A 16,744-nucleotide genomic window follows, 5' to 3' on the forward strand; every position below is an offset into this window, starting at 1 on the left:
GATTATATATTACATACCTCTTTTTACTTTAAGCCTAAACATTACTAATGATGCTATATATACTACAATAGATATTAATCCAACACATATAGCAGACCCATGAACAATATTAGCTCTTATCATTGGTCTATAATCTATATCAACGTCAAAACCTGCTCTATCTCCTTTTGAAGTCTCACCTACAGTACTCCAGCCAAGGCGAGTAAGAGAGTTAGTTTGATTAATTTTATCAGTATAACTATATACAGATTGACCCATATTATTTGGTTTAGCGTTTAGAGAAATATTAAGATTTCTTACATCCTTAAACTCTTTAGTTTTTAACAATTGTTCTAATTCATTTTCATATGTTTTTGAGTTGTATATGTCTTTTTCATATACAATATTTTTTATTGTAGCAGTTAGCATATTACTTATATATAGAATGTTACTATTTAATCTTTCAGCATATAACATAGTTGATAAAACCACTATTAATGATATTATAGAGATATTTCTAAATATATTTATCATTTTTTTATTCAGTTTATTATAGATACTTTTAGTTTCTTTAAGTGTTTTGTGTAATTCTTTTAACATCTCAGTTCCACCATCAAATTGTTTTATAGCTTCACGTTGAGAGTCCTCTTCACTATATCCCTGAGAAATAAATTCATTGGTTGAGGTTATTAAGTGTTCTCTTAACTCTTCTTTTAATTCTTTTATTTCTTTACTTTTATCATTTTTGTATAATGTCTTTAAGTATTCATCAATTATTTTCATATTTTATCGTCTCCCCTTTAAAAATTGATTCATAATATTTTGGACAAAATCCCACTCTTGTATCTTTATATCTAGAGATTTTTTACCTTCATCAGTTATATTGTAATATTTTCTTCTACTCCCTGCTCCTTGTTCATTCCCCCAGTAAGATTTTATCAATCCTTTAGATTCAAGACGTTTCAATGATACATACATTGTACCGTCTTTTAACTCAAAGGTTGTTTTTTCTCTGACTATTTTGGCTATTTCATAACCGTATGAGTCTTTTGTATCTAAAATTGCTAATATCAATGTGTCTATATGTCCTTTTAAAACTTCTTTGTTTAGTTCCATGATTTCACCTCCTTATACTCTATACATCACTATACGATGTAATTATATATTTATAGTAAACTATAGTACCTCGTAATGCAAGTGTTAACTTTAATTATTGATAAAAGTGTTTCTTTAACATATATCTCTTAAAGGTAAAGGAATCTGTCTTTATTTTTTTAAGAATAGAATAGTTTAGTACAGAAAAATTCCCTTCGGTCATATCGCCAACGACTGCGTCCGTTGCTAAAAATGACCTTTACTAGTCTTTACTGTATTTATAAAAAGCCTTAAAAGTGTCACATTGATAACCTTAAAGTGCCATGTTTTAAAAATTGACACTTTAATATGGCCTATGGTATATTTTCAATTAAGAAGAATTGTATTATTATGTAAATTAGACAGAGATTGGTAGGAGAGGCATATATGAAGAAGATATCGAAAATAATATTTGGAGTTATTTATTCTATAGGTACTTGTATTACATTACTTCTAAGTATTATATATTTATCACGCTCAGATATTATTATTAATCCAGATGCAATGCTTCCTTCTCAACTATATGAAGAAGCGTTTATGTTACTTGCATTTGGAGCTATTCCAATGGTAATTGCATGTTATGTAGTGTATAAGGTTTATGAAATTAAAAATAGTTACCATCCTAAAAGAAATAGGATAATTATATTTGTTCCTGGAATAATTTGTGTGAGTTGTGCGACTTTTATGTTTGGTTTATTATTGGTTGGAATGATTAACTCATTTATATTACATTAGAAAAGTCAAAAATAAGTTCGTTAAATTCCAATTTGCAGAGCGGATTAAATGAACAATATTAATATATTTAAAATATAAAGGGAGCAAATCAATATGCTCCTATTTTTATGTTCAAAAAACATATATTTTCATAAACATATTTAATTTAACCAATAAAATATATAAACGTATTGATAATATAATTAAAATTGTACATGAAATAAAAGTGACATTTTTATGAACAGTTTTTTTAGTTTTTAGAGTGACCTATTTAGGTCATATTTTTAATTACAAAGAAATTATATTAATTAAAAATATGTGGAAAACTTGTGTATTAAAGCAATATCAATATATTCAAGAAAATAAAAAGTGACAAAAAGGTTGTAAGTATAGATTGTATAATGAGTGAATGCTACAATAAAAATAAGTTCACAATTGTTATATAATACGAAACAAAAAATGGGAGGATAATATGAAAGATGAAATTGCAAAGAAGTCTTTAGTGGTTATGGCTATTATTTTTATAATAGGTTTAATATTAATATTTTCGTCAGTATCAATAGGACGAAGTATTGCATTAAATATATTAATACAAGGTGGAGGAATGGATACAGCAGAGTATCAATTAATTATTAAATCTTATATAGAGTCTTTTAGTGCTTGTGGCATAGTTATCTCATTATTAGGTGGATTAGGAACTTTGCTTAGTGGATATACATTATATAATAAAACTGATGAACAATCTTAATATAGTACGAACTAAAGGGGTAGGAGCAGATGCTCCTATTTTTTTATGATAATATAGACTAATATCTAATTAGAATATTTTCAAAATTATAAATAGAATTATAACATGATTTTAATAATAAATTATGATATAATTTAAGATATAAATTATAATATAAAGGATGTGATTACATTGAAAATAGTAAGTTTTTTCAATGTTAAGGGTGGAGTAGGTAAAACTACGCTTACAATATTAACTGCAATAAAATTAAGTAAAAAAGGTAAAAAAATATTAATAATAGATGCAGATACTCAAGCTAATTTAACTCAATTTATGTACAAGATAGTACATAATAATAAGACTATGTTTGAAGCACTTACAGATAATTCTAGCGCAGAAGAAGTTATAATTAACTCTCCTATGGAAGAATATCCAAACATGGATCTAATACCAAGTGATTTAAGTTTATCAGTATTATCAGAGTTTTTAACAACTAAAACCAATCGTGAAAAAGCTGTATGGAGATGGTTTAAGGGTAATATAAATGCTCTTAAAAGTTATGATTATATATTTATAGATCTATCACCTTCATATGATCTTATTGCTAGAAACTTTATGTTAATATCAGACTCAATTATAACTCCACTTGAATATCAAGATATAGCAAGTATAAGAGGATGTGAGTTATTCTATCAAAAGTTTAATCAGGACCTAGAAGAAATGGAAATGGTTAATGAAGCAAAAAGAGCTGTTGTTATAAACTCACATACAACTAGAAAATTATCTTCTGGAGACATATTTAATGATTACTTAGATACTTTTAAAGATATTAAAAGTGACTTATTAGAAACTAAAATTAGTGATACTACAATAGTTAAAAATGCTATTTTAAATAAAATGGATATAGATGATTATTTAAAAAAGACAAAAAAGGCTCATAAAATTAGAGATGAGTTTAATGGATTTATAAATGAATTAGTTGAAAAGGAAGTGTTATAAATGGGATTAGAAAAATTTATAGATGATTGTGATGAAGTAAAAATAACTAAAAAAAGTTATAAAGATAAAGTTGATAATGAATTAAAAACTAAGTTTGAAAAAGATATTTTAGTTTCAGGTGGTATAAATTTATTAGATATGGAAGAAGAAAAATCTATAAAGAAAACTGCTATATCTGTTTATTTCAAAGAAGAAGATTTAAATCTTTTAAAGGCAATTTCACAGGCGAAAAATACTACAGTTAATAAAACTATTATGAATATTTTAGAGACTACTATTAATACTACAAAAGAGAATTTACCTAAAGATTTTGATATAGATAAGAAAGTTAAAGAATACGATAAAAGGAATAAAAACAAGGGAAATAGAAGAAAGTAAGTATGCATAAATTATATGATGAATTAAAATATAATTTATACAATAAATTTTAAAAAAATTATAAAAAGATTTATATTTTAATTTAAATAATAAGTTATATTTTAATTAGTTTAAAATTTATTATTTAATATGTACATTTTCACGATATAGGGAAATCTTAAATTCGCATTATTTCAAATTAGAATGAATTTAGATTTTATTATATAGCGCTTGCAGCAGAGTTTCATTTTAGATATGTATATATACATCCATTTATTGATGGTAATGGAAGAAGTGCAAGATTACTTATGAATTTGATTTTAATGAGAAATGGATATCCTATAACGGTTATCAAAACAGATGATAGAGAAGAATACATGAAAGCTTTAGAAAAATCATCTACACAAGGGAATATAGATGATTTTATTAATTTAGTAGCATCTGCAGTAGATAAAAGTATAGATACTTATTTATATATAATTGGATAATGAATTTAAAAATGATTTATATATTAATTCTTAAGATGATTCAAGTTATAAATCATCTTAAGAATTTTAAAATATCGAATGTATTTTTACGGAATATTACTTAATTTGATTTAATTAATACTAAGGTTATAATTTAATTAGGCTATGTTAGCTTACTTAGTGCTAATTAGAGCATAAAAATAACCACACATTAGTATTTTCAATATATTGAAACCTAAGATATGGTTATCTATCTAATTTACTATAAATTGTTCGTAATATAACAAAATTGTTTATACATAATTCAAAAACTTTAATTAATCTTTGTATATTTATGCCATCTATGAGGTAAAACATCAAACAAAAGTAACATTGGAACTACAATAAATATAAAATTTAACATATTGGGTTTTAAAATAGTGTTATGATATAGCATATTGAATATATTTAGAACTAAAAAAATATATATTCCCCTATATACATTTATTTTAGGTCTATATGTCGAGTTACATTCTGGACATTTCAAATATCCTCTCAAATTTAAAATACTTTTTAACCTATCATTAAACGTAAATTTATGATTACATTCAATACAATTTTTCAAACTTATCACCCCCTATTATAAATAATCTTTATAAAATATAACAATTGCAAATTTTGATTATATCATACACAATATTTAATTATTTTTCAATTGCAAAATAGTTTTATTAAATTGAAGTGTAATTCCTTGTTTTAAGTTAACTCAATGAATCTATTTCTAATAGTAGCTCTAGTTATATATGTATCTTTAGTAGCTACATTCACTAGCATGTCTTTGATTCGGTCAGTCTTCTTATTCTTCTTGCTTAATTGAAGAAATTTAAACCAAGCCAAATAATTCGAGATATACTTGCTAGACACTCCATTAAAAGGCATTAACCATCTCTTAACGCCACTGTGAAGGGAATTAACATGTTGGAGGTGATAAACACTGTCTATCATTGATTTGCCTCTAGGAACTTGTTTTAATTCCACATTTAGGTCTTTCTTTATACCTACATATGACTTATGGCTATCAACTACAAAAGTAACATCTTCTCCTAATTTTCCATCAAAGAATCCCCCTATTTTAATAAATTAAACTTTTTTATAAAAGAAAATAGCAATTGAAAGAACGATATTTAATGTAATACTTAGAGCATTATAAGCAACACCAATTATCCAGTGTACATTATTACAATATAAAAATGCTAACACAATAACGTTAAAAATACTTATAGATATGAATATAATAACTTTTAATAAAGTATTTAGCTTAGAAGCATAGTTTTTTATAAAAAAGTTTCTTTTTTTATAAAAACAATATGTAAATAATACAATCAAAACACAAAGTTCAACATATGCTAATAACCCTTCTTTGAAAAATAGATCGTACATAAAAAACCTTCTTTCTTGAAATGCATTTTTATTAATATATATTTCAATTAAACTTACACATTTTTATTGTATTATAACACTTTAATATATCTAATCTAAGAATAATTTTAGTTAATTTAGTAGTATATGCAGTAGATAAAAGTATAGATACTTATTTATATATAATTAGATAATGAATTTAAAAATGATTTATATATTAATTCTTAAGATAATTTAAGTTATGAATCATCTTAAGAAATTTTAAATTACAAGAAAATTATATTGATTTAAAATCTATGGAAAACCTATGAATTAAAATAATCTCAATATATTTAGAAAATGTAAAAGGGAGAAAAATTTAAAAATATCTATTTATGTAAAGAGTATCTTAAATGTTTTTTTCGGAATAGTATTTTAATTTACTTAGATTGTTACTAATGCTACTATAAAACCATAGTTTACAATTATTGTATATTGTATAAAAAACTTAAATAAGGAGATTTTGAAATGAATAAGAAAAAAGTAATTAACAGTTTATTTATTATGGGGTTTGTTTTTTACATATTGTTTGTTCTATGGAATATTCCATTTAAGTATGTATCTCCATTAGAAATATTTAGTAAAGATAGGTATTTTTCACGAACACTTAACTTAATTCCATTTAATGATATACTTAAAGGCAACTTTAATAAGTTAGATATATTCGGTAATATGATTTTATTTATGCCATTGGGAATTTATATAAATATAATAATTAAGGATATAAAAATATCTGAAAGTATATGTATAATGGCTATAATAAGTTTTATATTTGAGTGTAGCCAGTATATAATAGGGATAGGTGCTAGTGATATAACTGATATTATTACGAATACTATTGGTGGAATTATTGGTATCGGTATTTATATGGTAATTAAAAAGATTTTCATAGATAATACCAAAGTGAAAAATTTCATTACTATTTGTAGTACAGGTGTTATGATACCCGTTGGAATTATAGTAATAGGAATATTTATATATAATTAGATACTTTTAAAGAAAACTGCTATATCTGTTTATTTCAAAGAAGAAGATTTAAATCTTTTAAAGGCAATTTCACAGGCTAAAAATACTACAGTTAATAAAACTATTATGAATATTTTAGAGACTACTATTAATGCTACTAAAGAGAATTTACCTAAAGATTTTGATATAAATAAGAAAGTTAAAGAGTACGATAAAAGGAATAAAAATAAGGGAAATAGAAGAAAGTAAGTATATATAAATTATATGATGAATTAAAATATAATTTATGCAATGAATTTTTAAAAGATTTATATTTTGATTTAAATAATAAATTATATTTTGATTAGTTTAAAATTTATTATTTAATATGTACATTTTCACGATATAGGGAAATCTTAAATTCGCATTATTTCAAATTAGAATTTAGCGCAAATAAATATATCATCTATTTACAGAAAACAAAAAATAATATGTTTTTAATTTTTTTGTACGATATTGGAGAATTTAATTCGTTATGCCAAGCCTGCATCAGGAGGAACTTTAATTGTATATTCAGGTTTAGTATAACAATAAAATAAAGAATGGATATAAAGATGGAATATATAGCACAAAATATAATAATTGTATTTAATACCATACTATCTATAATTATATTGATATATGTATTTAATAATGAAAATAAAAGTAAAAAGAAGACTAATTGCATAATTGGTCTTTTTTATATACTAAGGGATTATAATAGTTAAAAATCTGTGTATAACCTATGGATCAAAGTAATATAAATATATTGAGAAAATAGAAAAGTGACAAAAGCTTATAAAAATAGTACATATATCAAACAAATGAAAAATAATATTATAATAAAATTAAAGTTCACAATTGTTATATATTGCGAACTTATAAGTAAGGTGGGGCTATTATTGAAATACATTAAAGCTATATTACACATATTAGTAGTTATTGTTGGTATATTATTATTTAATGATATAGTAACATTTGTAATGTTCATTATTATTTTAGCTCTATTAATGGCAACACTAAATGCCATAGAATGTTGGGAATTGTATAAAAATAATAAGAAGAAAAAATCAATTATAAGTGCATTCATGACATTAGCCTGGGGAATATTAGTTTTTTTAGGAATATTTATAGAGTAAATATATATGATTACTTCAAAATTTTATTATATTGCGAATAATGAGGTAGGAGCATATGCTCTTATTAATCAACTATTACTTTTCCATCTTTATCTAATAATGGTGACATTCCACTTAATCCTAATCCACTTGTAATAATATAGTTAACCCCTGTTTTAGTATCTACTACAATCTTTATTATACTACCACTTACATGTTCTTTTAACTTAACTTTAAATCTTTTTTTCATTACAAACAATCCTTTCAGAATTTATTTTACTTATACTATACCATTTTCCAAATATAAACAATACCTTCACTAATTTTATTTATATTTTAATAATAACTTACTTTTCGTATTAGAATACAATGTATTTTTCTTCATATATATTAATTAATCCTAAAATTTCACTTTAGAGAATAATTAATATATAAAGTAAATAAAAAGCCCTTAAAATTCAAACAAATTAATCATAAGGGCTTTTTACTATATGCCTTAAATGTATTTTTTAGGATGAGTACTTTATTTACTGTAATTATTATTGATATAATATAGATAAAATTAAGGGGGAATGTATATGAAATTTAGTAAGCTTAAAGTAATAGTTCCATTAATACTGCTTGTATTATCTTTTGGATTGATTGGATACGAAAAAACTATAAAATCCAAAAAAAATTCCAATGAATCAAAAGTAAATATAAATGAACTACTTAAATATAAGGATTCTAAGGTTGGAAATAACTCGGCTGTAGGGAATATAATATCAAATTTACCTGCTAATATATATAGTGAAGGATTTGAACTACAAACAACTTCTAAACCATATGAAATAAGTATAAATTATGAAGATTTTGAAGAGACATATATTAAATTTGAAGATGGTTCATCAGTATCAACGCCTTTTCCTGATACAATTAAAAAAAATGCTATGATTATACTTTCATTTGTTGAAAATGTAGATATAGTAAATTTCGACTTGAACGATGGCGTAATGATTACATACAGAAGAGATGAATTGGTAGATGCTCATAAAGAAGAATATGGAGTAAACTTAGAGAAAATAATACAGAATAAATCATCTTTAGAGAGCTTTATAAAAGATGATTTTAATTAATAATAAATCCCCATATTTATAATTATATATTTAAATAGTCTATTTGTAGGCTATTTGTGTGTTCAATAAAGTATTTCTTTTCGTATACAGATTTAATTAAGTTAATGAGATATCTAAACGTATTAATAATACAATTAAAACTGTACATGAAATTAAAACAACCTTTTCATGTACAGTTTTTAAGTTTTTGAAGTGACCTATTTTAGGTAATTTTTTTATCTTTTTCTTTTTTTTAAATATATTACATATATTATAATACCTATGAACAATACAAGCTGTCCTAAGAATTCCTGAAAATATTCTTCAATCATATAATTTCACCTATTTACCCATTCACTTATTTTATTGATATAAAGATCCAGCATGATATAATGTTAACTAATTTCCTGGATTTGATGTTAAATTATTTTATTTTAAAAACTGATTTAAATAAAGCTATGTTTACTATTAAAATAGCTATCATATAAATATTGACCGCTAAAGTACCAAAAGTCGAAACAATAAAGTGAATACCTGCCATAATACATACTAAAACAATCATTAAACAATTTTCTACTATTGCATCATTTTTTTTAAGTACATTAATTTGACGAGAAAATGGCATACTTTTATCGAGTATATTAAATGCAATTATAGTTATAAATATATTAACTAAAAATATAACTATTAGATGTTGTATTATACTTACTTTATAAAAATATACAAAAATTATACTTTGAATTAAGTAAAGAGGTATTATTATATTAACTAAGCAAGCTTTAATAGCTGCCTTATGTACAGCCATTTTATTTTTTATATGTATTGTTGTATATATATATGATGCTTTGTAATTTTTAGAATATTTTAATGCTATTATTATTGTAGGAATTGACATTACATAAAAATATAAAAATAGATACATATATGAACTTATATCTTCTGTATTTCTATTAAAAATCATATAAATAGGAAGTATACAATAAGATCCAATAGTTGGATATATTGTAGATTTAAAATCTCTATCATTTCTTATTATATTAGAAACAAAATTAAAAAATATTCTTTCTTCTTTATCTTTACATATAATCTTACTCAATTTCATTGTTAAATTATGCTTTTTTACATTTTTATTGGAACCCTCATTATTAAGTTTTTGAAGTTTTTTTTCAAATACTGGTGCAAGCCTTATATATATTAAAACCGATATTACAGGTGCCACTAAAGCTAGAAAAGAAAGTATCAATAATGTTTCATTTTTATTTCCTGTTGCTATTATTTCAAGTGGAGCTGCAAACCAAAAAGGTGGTAAAAAGTAACTTATTACACCTAGATCAATATTTTTAAATAGATTTACACTTTCAGTTATATTAATAATAACAAAATAAGCCATACTAAATAACATTGTAACCCCTATTTGTATAATACTGATTGCATCTTTAAGCTTTTCTCCATCAAATAATTTTAATATCAGTAGATAAACTAGTCCAGATACGATTATCATAAAAATATCTACAAGTAATATTTCTATTAAGAATACCAAAGAAAATATTAATCCATACTTTATTGATGCAATTAATGAAAATCCACTTAATGCTATACTTATACTTATCATATATATCATAATATGTGTTATTTTAGATGCATTCAATGTTTTTAGACTTATACCTTTAGTAGCTAATATTCCATTATCCTTTATATCTAATATTACAGATGAAAAATCTGACATAAATGTTGTAAGCATAAGAAACATAAACATTGAAAAATAGATAGCCATTGAGACAAAAATATTTTTACTATTTATTATCATCATCATCATAAAGAAACCAATAATTGCATATATTATTTGCATTATTTTATATTGATTTGAAGATTCATCCAATTGTTGATTATTTAATAAGTTAGATGTTTTCCTTGAATCTATAGTTAGCTTTGTCCTTAATATTAACCTCATATCATCATAGTCAACATCTAGTTTTTCATATAAAAACCTAAATTTATCAAGTATCTTTAGTGAAATAAAATCATTCATAATCTACACCTCTTTTATTACAGATATAAATTTTTCTGCAAGCTTTTTATGTTCACTAAATCCTGTAAGTTGATTAAATATTTGCTCTAGAGATTCTTCATGTACACTTTCTTTTAAATCATCAAAGTTACCATCTGCAACTATATTTCCATCGTTTAGTAGTACTATTCTATCACTTATTTTTTCTACAACTTCCATTATATGCGATGAGTAAAAAATCGTCTTACCTTCTTCTTTTAGACTTATCATAATTTCTTTTATTATCATTACACTATTTGCATCTAATCCACTTAGGGGTTCATCTAAAAATAGTATATCTGGATTATGTATTAAACTAGATATTATAACTACCTTTTGTTTCATTCCTTTTGAGAAAGATCCAATTCTTGAGTTATAAGAGTCTTTTATTCCTAAGATATCCATTAATTCATAAGCTTTTTTATCCGCGATATCATATTCTAATCCATAAAGTTGTCCTATAAATGTTAAATACTCTCTAGCAGTTAAACTTTCATAAGTTTCTGCCACTTCTGGTACATACCCTATCCTTCTTTTATATTTATCGTTTCCCTTGGATATATCTTCTCCAAATATTTTAACTACTCCTGTATAACCCTCAACTAGCCCTAATATTATTTTTACAGTTGTACTTTTTCCTGCTCCATTTGGACCGATATATCCTACTATACTTCCCTTGTCTACTTCTAGATCTATTCCTTTTAAAACTTCTTTGCCTTCAAAGCTCATCCTTAGATCTTTTATAAATATTACTTTATCCATAATTTCTCCCCTTAATAGTCCTAAAACTGTATGTAATTTTATGTAAATTATATCATATTGTTTATTTTACTTTAAAATTTTTATTATTGTCCTTTTTAAAAAGAGTATACATATATTTTAAGAAATTTACACATGATAATAAGTTTATCTAACTCATTATTATGGTGTTCAAAAAATTGCATTAATCTTTTTATGTATATAATTTAGGTGTCATAATTTAACATTAATAGTAGACTTCCTTCTTATTTAGTGATATATTTATAACATTCAAAGTTATAAATATATCACTAAATAAGGGGGATCTTTATATGTCTAGTAACCAATATACTATCAAATCACAACTTGCTCTTAATGTTTTAACAATGGTGTTTCTTTTACTAAGCGCCATATTTGACCTTTATTTTAACTCTACGTATTCATCTTATGCAACATTTGCTTGGCTTATAGCGTTAATTATTATTTTCACTTTCCACTTGAAATTTAAAGGGATTAATGATGAATTATCTGAAAACATATTAGCCAAAGTAAATAAAATCAGCATGGAGTTTATAATTATAGCTATAACTATAATCAGTATGCTTGCTACAACTCCTCGAACTTCATATATATTTACATCAATTAATATACTTGGATTGATATTGACATTAACTCTACTTATACTTACAATTTTAAGATTATGTTTGTTTATATACTATGACAGAAAGGGGATCTATAGATAAGTGCCTATCTTGAAAACAAATATTAAAGAATATAGAGAAAAAACTCTTATGAAGCAAAATGAATTAGCTAAATTGGTTGGTGTTAGGCGTGAGACTATAGTTCATCTAGAAAATGGTAAATATAATCCATCTCTGAAATTAGCTATGGATATAGCAAAAATTTTTAATACATCAATTGAAAATTTATTTGAATTTATTTATGAAGAATAACTATCCCTAAAATTTATGTTTAAAGTTTAGTAAATACACAGACTGCTTATAAAATGTAATGTTTTGTTGAACAACAAAAAAAAAGCAATAACATTAAAAATTATTGCTTTTTTGATTATTAATATAATAAGATTCAGAAGCAACAATTAATATAAAAATTAGTTTCTAAATTTTTTATAACTTCCTCAACTGATATAACATCTGCAAAACGTTTATTCCAAATCTTATAGTTATAAAACTCATAAAGTTTTTCACCAGATAGATAATCATTATCAAAAGTTGTATTTGTTTCTTCTGGCATAATGATTTTATAACCATAATCAAAAGCACTTTTACAAGTAGCATCAATACAATATTCTGTTTGAAGTCCAACTAGTATTATTGTATCTATATTCTTGCTATCTAAATATTCCTTTAAAGTAGTTTTATGAAAAGCACTATTATACTGCTTTTCAAAGATTAATTCATTAATATTTGGTGATATTTTATCATAAATCTGCCATCCGTATGTACCATTTTCAAGTTTTGTACCTTTTCCATCATCGTGACGTACATACAGAACTTCTTTTTTATTATTTCTCGCAGTTAAAATAAGTTTTTTAATGTTTTCAATTACTCTTTGTTCATTATGAGGGTGTGCATTAATCAATGCATTTTGAACATCTACTATCAACAAAACAATGTTACTCATATTCTTATTTCCTTTCATTAATTAGTCTTTATTTTACAATATATAACAATTATGAACTATAATCAGATTATAACCTTAGTAATAATGTAAGTAAATTAAATGCTATTCCTAAAAAATATATTTACAATATTGTTTATATAATTAAACCTTCCATGAGTTTTGTCACTTTTACATTTCTAAATATCTTGAAACTACTTTAATTCATAAGTTATTCATAGTTTTTTAATCATTATAATTTCCTTGTAATTAAGAAAAATGAGAAATGCAGCAAACTATAAAGTGATTGAATAATATATACTAATATAGCTGAATATGTTAAAATTTAATTAAATAAATCGAAAATTGAATAAAAAAAAGCTAGGAGTTCAATAAGTTTGGCGACTTACTCCTAGCTTTTGCTATAACACTCTTGATAAGAGAGAACTCTCATCAGAGATTTTTTATATTGTTATTATGTATTAATATTATCATAATAATTCTTATATATCAATAATTTTGATGCATAAAATAATATAAAATTTAATTTCCATATTTTAGATACTTGATTTGCATTAAGTAATAATTTTTGTGAAGTAATCTGAGAGAACTCCTTATCTTTAGTGTAATTTGAGCAACGTGTTTGCGAATTATTTCAACTAAAAATAGAGGGGTATTTTTTATGCAAATGACAGAGTTTTGTGACCATTTATATGATGACAGTACAGATGGTTACATACAAATATTAAAATTAAATGATAAAGATAATAATGGTGAAAGAACTATTAAAATATATAATACTAAAAATAATGGATTAAGAGAGATTGTAGAAGTACTTCATGATGAAAAGGATGTATTTTTAGCACCAAATACAATGTATTTACCTAAAAGAAGAGTAGAAAATATTAGGCAGTTCAGAGCTTTATTTCAAGATATGGATTGTAATAAATTAGGATTTGAAAAATCTGAAACTGTTTATATGATATGGGAACTTTATTATGCAGGTAAAATCCCAAAGCCTACTATGATTACAGATAGTGGACAAGGGATACATCTTTATTGGAGGATACAAAATGCTCCATATGGAGCTTTAAATACATGGCAAGAGTTACAAGATTATATATATTATCAATTAAAGCATTTAGGAGCTGATAGAAAAGCTACAGATGGTGCAAGGGTACTTAGATTACCTGGAACTATTAACTCTAAGAATGAATCTAATTGTGAGGTTTTATATATTGATAATGAATTAGAGTACTCTATGTATGATTTAAGAGAGCAATATTTAAATTATAAGCCTAAAGTACACCAATTGCAGATGCAAGAAGCTAAAAAAGTTGATACTAGAGTTGTTTCAAATAGATTTTTTAATTCATATAGCTTACATATAGAAAGAGCTAATGACTTACAAACTCTATGTAAGCTTAGAAAGTATGATATGACAGGCTTTAGAAACATGATTATACATTGCTTTGCATACTGGAAAGGTATATATGTTAGAGATTCTTATGAACTTGAAAATATAGTTATGGAATTAAACAATGCATTTACTGATCCACTTAAGGAAACTGAGGTAAATGCTATTCTAAGATGTATTCCAAAGGCTATAGATAAGTTTATAGCATATGAACAAGGAAGAAGAAGTGGAGAATGCAAGCGAGTTTCTAAAGGTATGAGAGATAAAGAAGGCTATTGGTATAAAAATGATACTTTGATTGAACGGTTAGAGATAAGTAGTAGTGAGCAAAAACATATGAAAACTATCATTGGAACTGAGGAAAAGTATGATAGGAAAAATGAAAAGAGAAGAAGTAGTAGAAGAAATGAAGAAGGTTTAACAAAAAAACAGAAAGAGCTACTGGACTTGAAGCAACAAATAATAAAATTAAAAGAAAATGGCTTAAGTAATAGAGCAATTGGAAAACAACTTAATATAAGTGAGGGCAAAGTTAGAACTACACTAAAGAAATAAAAGGGTGCGTAAGAAAATGGGTCTTTATAAATATGTGGTGTCTTGTGTTTCTTAAAAGGGTGACACGAAATGGCTAGGAGGATATTATGGATGAGAAAAAGCTTTGGTTAAAGATTAGTGGAAGTATTACTTATTACTTTAAGTGTTATAACAGAAAGCTAAGTAATGAAGAAATATGGTTAGATTATGTAGAGTATGCATTACCTGATATGGATGGAGATGGAGTTCATACTTATTTGGACAAGCAGAGTTTAGAAAGAGTTGTTCTAGATGCTGCAATGATGGATAAAGCTAAGACTGCATTTATAGAAAGACTAGAAAAAAGAAGAGCTAAGGAAGTATCAGTTAAAGAAGAAAAGAAAGTATTGGCTCAAGTCATTGATTTTTCAAAGTATAAAAAATAGATTTGATTAATACAATTTAAGGAGAAAAATATGAAAATAGAAAAAATCATTAAAAAAGTAGGTATTATAGTAGGAATAGTAGGTTCATTATTTGGAGCATATATGTTTTTAACACAGCTAAAATGGATGATAGCAGATAGAAATTTTACAATGGTATTGGGATCTATTGGTACTATAGCTCAGTCTGTAATCTTTGCATTATTTATTTATGGTTTTGGAGAAATTATAGAATTATTATCAAAAATTAATGAAAATTTACAGGATAAATAATATTTAAAACAAAATAATATTATTTTTAGTAGGAAAAATATAATATTTGTAGAATATCCAATATAAAGTGATTTGCCCACGCAGTGGCTTAAATGAGTTTATAGGAGGATGTTTTATATGAAATTAAAACTAAGTGACTTACCTCCACAATTTGAAAATATAGCTGAAAGAATTGGACTTGATAAAGCTAAGATGCTATTTGAAGAATTTGGAGGGACATCTGTGTATTTTCCGACAGAGAAGATGATATATAAGGACGCTCGTGATAGAGAAATCATATCACAGTTTAATGGATTTAATCATAAAGAGTTGGCTGTAAAATATGATATGTCTGAGAGTTATGTAAGAGCTATTATAAACAGACATAAAAAAAGTGCCTAATATTTTATTGACAAAAGTTGATTTAAAAAGGTATTATGGTTGTTCAGTTGAGTTCTAGTTTTTTTTAATAAAAAAGCTGCTTATCCAGTTAATGGGTATGCAGCTTTTTTACATTGTTTTATTATTTAATTGGTTAATATTTGAACTTAAAGAGTTGATACTTGTACTTAGCCCAATAGCAATAGGTAAGACTTTGAGATTATCTCCATCTTTTCCCCTGCTCCACACCGTACGTGAGACTTTCACCTCATACGGCGCTCCATCATTATATATCTATTTTCTAAATTTTAGAATTTCCAACC

The 16,744-nt window shown here is 24.7% G+C and carries 21 protein-coding genes and 1 pseudogene; 14 read left to right on the forward strand and 8 right to left on the reverse strand.

The window, feature by feature from the left end; all coding sequences use genetic code 11:
• Positions 1–9: 9 nt before the first annotated feature.
• Both AC11VW_RS04955 and AC11VW_RS04960 read right to left on the reverse strand, forming a co-directional pair.
• The gene (locus AC11VW_RS04955) at positions 10–762 is read right to left on the reverse strand and encodes a permease prefix domain 1-containing protein (RefSeq protein WP_484300291.1); all 753 of its coding nucleotides are present in this window, start codon (positions 760–762) and stop codon (positions 10–12) included.
• A gap of 3 nt (positions 763–765) precedes the next feature.
• Positions 766–1,095: a PadR family transcriptional regulator gene (locus tag AC11VW_RS04960; RefSeq protein ID WP_484300292.1), complete on the reverse strand. Its 330-nt coding sequence runs from the start codon at positions 1,093–1,095 to the stop codon at positions 766–768.
• Positions 1,096–1,500: 405 nt separating this feature from the next.
• Here AC11VW_RS04960 and AC11VW_RS04965 point away from each other — a divergent pair, with 405 nt between their 5' ends.
• The 5 genes from AC11VW_RS04965 to AC11VW_RS04985 all read left to right on the forward strand — a co-directional run bounded on the left by AC11VW_RS04965 (position 1,501) and on the right by AC11VW_RS04985 (position 4,398).
• Positions 1,501–1,848 (forward strand): hypothetical protein, encoded by a 348-nt coding sequence (locus AC11VW_RS04965; RefSeq protein WP_484300293.1) that lies wholly within the window; start codon positions 1,501–1,503, stop codon positions 1,846–1,848.
• Positions 1,849–2,299: 451 nt separating this feature from the next.
• Positions 2,300–2,575 (forward strand): hypothetical protein, encoded by a 276-nt coding sequence (locus AC11VW_RS04970; RefSeq protein ID WP_484300294.1) that lies wholly within the window; start codon positions 2,300–2,302, stop codon positions 2,573–2,575.
• A 162-nt stretch (positions 2,576–2,737) separates the two neighbouring features.
• Positions 2,738–3,553 carry a ParA family protein gene (locus AC11VW_RS04975; RefSeq protein WP_484300295.1) on the forward strand — a complete coding sequence of 272 codons (816 nt, stop codon included), beginning with the start codon at positions 2,738–2,740 and terminating at the stop codon, positions 3,551–3,553.
• The gene (locus AC11VW_RS04980; protein WP_484300296.1) at positions 3,554–3,931 is read left to right on the forward strand and encodes a hypothetical protein; all 378 of its coding nucleotides are present in this window, start codon (positions 3,554–3,556) and stop codon (positions 3,929–3,931) included.
• A gap of 203 nt (positions 3,932–4,134) precedes the next feature.
• Positions 4,135–4,398 carry a Fic family protein gene (locus tag AC11VW_RS04985; protein WP_484300311.1) on the forward strand — a complete coding sequence of 88 codons (264 nt, stop codon included), beginning with the start codon at positions 4,135–4,137 and terminating at the stop codon, positions 4,396–4,398.
• Positions 4,399–4,690: 292 nt separating this feature from the next.
• Here AC11VW_RS04985 and AC11VW_RS04990 read toward each other — a convergent pair whose 3' ends face one another.
• Both AC11VW_RS04990 and AC11VW_RS04995 read right to left on the reverse strand, forming a co-directional pair.
• On the reverse strand, positions 4,691–4,990 hold the full coding sequence (locus AC11VW_RS04990) for a TIGR04104 family putative zinc finger protein (RefSeq protein ID WP_484300297.1): 300 nt from the start codon (positions 4,988–4,990) through the stop codon (positions 4,691–4,693).
• 122 nt (positions 4,991–5,112) lie between these two features.
• Positions 5,113–5,490 (reverse strand): annotated as a pseudogene (locus AC11VW_RS04995) (IS1595 family transposase); the annotation flags it as partial.
• Positions 5,491–6,282: 792 nt separating this feature from the next.
• Between AC11VW_RS04995 and AC11VW_RS05000 the strand changes: the two are divergent.
• Both AC11VW_RS05000 and AC11VW_RS05005 read left to right on the forward strand, forming a co-directional pair.
• Positions 6,283–6,801, forward strand: a complete 519-nt coding sequence (locus AC11VW_RS05000) for a VanZ family protein (RefSeq protein ID WP_484300298.1) — start codon at positions 6,283–6,285, stop codon at positions 6,799–6,801.
• A gap of 899 nt (positions 6,802–7,700) precedes the next feature.
• Positions 7,701–7,937 carry a hypothetical protein gene (locus tag AC11VW_RS05005; RefSeq protein WP_484300299.1) on the forward strand — a complete coding sequence of 79 codons (237 nt, stop codon included), beginning with the start codon at positions 7,701–7,703 and terminating at the stop codon, positions 7,935–7,937.
• 64 nt (positions 7,938–8,001) lie between these two features.
• Here AC11VW_RS05005 and AC11VW_RS05010 read toward each other — a convergent pair whose 3' ends face one another.
• Entirely contained in the window at positions 8,002–8,166 is a 165-nt protein-coding gene (locus AC11VW_RS05010) for a DUF6440 family protein (protein ID WP_484300300.1), read from the reverse strand.
• 328 nt (positions 8,167–8,494) lie between these two features.
• On the opposite strand from AC11VW_RS05010, the gene AC11VW_RS05015 reads away from it, so the two are divergent.
• Positions 8,495–9,031: a DUF4825 domain-containing protein gene (locus tag AC11VW_RS05015; protein WP_484300301.1), complete on the forward strand. Its 537-nt coding sequence runs from the start codon at positions 8,495–8,497 to the stop codon at positions 9,029–9,031.
• 403 nt (positions 9,032–9,434) lie between these two features.
• On the opposite strand, the gene AC11VW_RS05020 is transcribed toward AC11VW_RS05015, so the two are convergent.
• Positions 9,435–11,039, reverse strand: coding sequence for a hypothetical protein (locus tag AC11VW_RS05020; protein WP_484300302.1), 1,605 nt, complete (start codon positions 11,037–11,039; stop codon positions 9,435–9,437).
• A 3-nt stretch (positions 11,040–11,042) separates the two neighbouring features.
• Positions 11,043–11,819 carry an ABC transporter ATP-binding protein gene (locus AC11VW_RS05025; protein ID WP_484300303.1) on the reverse strand — a complete coding sequence of 259 codons (777 nt, stop codon included), beginning with the start codon at positions 11,817–11,819 and terminating at the stop codon, positions 11,043–11,045.
• A gap of 308 nt (positions 11,820–12,127) precedes the next feature.
• Between AC11VW_RS05025 and AC11VW_RS05030 the strand changes: the two genes are divergently transcribed.
• Together AC11VW_RS05030 and AC11VW_RS05035 are read left to right on the forward strand one after the other, a co-directional pair.
• Positions 12,128–12,538 (forward strand): hypothetical protein, encoded by a 411-nt coding sequence (locus AC11VW_RS05030; RefSeq protein WP_484300304.1) that lies wholly within the window; start codon positions 12,128–12,130, stop codon positions 12,536–12,538.
• Positions 12,539–12,748: a helix-turn-helix transcriptional regulator gene (locus AC11VW_RS05035; protein ID WP_484300305.1), complete on the forward strand. Its 210-nt coding sequence runs from the start codon at positions 12,539–12,541 to the stop codon at positions 12,746–12,748. It abuts the gene before it with no gap.
• A gap of 133 nt (positions 12,749–12,881) precedes the next feature.
• On the opposite strand, the gene AC11VW_RS05040 is transcribed toward AC11VW_RS05035, so the two are convergent.
• Entirely contained in the window at positions 12,882–13,439 is a 558-nt protein-coding gene (locus AC11VW_RS05040) for a cysteine hydrolase family protein (protein WP_484300306.1), read from the reverse strand.
• A gap of 658 nt (positions 13,440–14,097) precedes the next feature.
• Here AC11VW_RS05040 and AC11VW_RS05045 point away from each other — a divergent pair.
• The 4 genes from AC11VW_RS05045 to AC11VW_RS05060 all read left to right on the forward strand — a co-directional run bounded on the left by AC11VW_RS05045 (position 14,098) and on the right by AC11VW_RS05060 (position 16,442).
• Positions 14,098–15,387, forward strand: a complete 1,290-nt coding sequence (locus AC11VW_RS05045; protein ID WP_484300307.1) for a hypothetical protein — start codon at positions 14,098–14,100, stop codon at positions 15,385–15,387.
• An 86-nt stretch (positions 15,388–15,473) separates the two neighbouring features.
• Positions 15,474–15,791: a hypothetical protein gene (locus AC11VW_RS05050; protein ID WP_484300308.1), complete on the forward strand. Its 318-nt coding sequence runs from the start codon at positions 15,474–15,476 to the stop codon at positions 15,789–15,791.
• Between the two features lie 30 nt (positions 15,792–15,821).
• Positions 15,822–16,061: a hypothetical protein gene (locus AC11VW_RS05055; protein ID WP_484300309.1), complete on the forward strand. Its 240-nt coding sequence runs from the start codon at positions 15,822–15,824 to the stop codon at positions 16,059–16,061.
• Between the two features lie 117 nt (positions 16,062–16,178).
• Positions 16,179–16,442, forward strand: coding sequence for a Mor transcription activator family protein (locus AC11VW_RS05060; RefSeq protein WP_484300310.1), 264 nt, complete (start codon positions 16,179–16,181; stop codon positions 16,440–16,442).
• The last annotated feature ends 302 nt before the right edge of the window (positions 16,443–16,744 follow it).

Source organism: Romboutsia sp. (assembly GCF_056995035.1).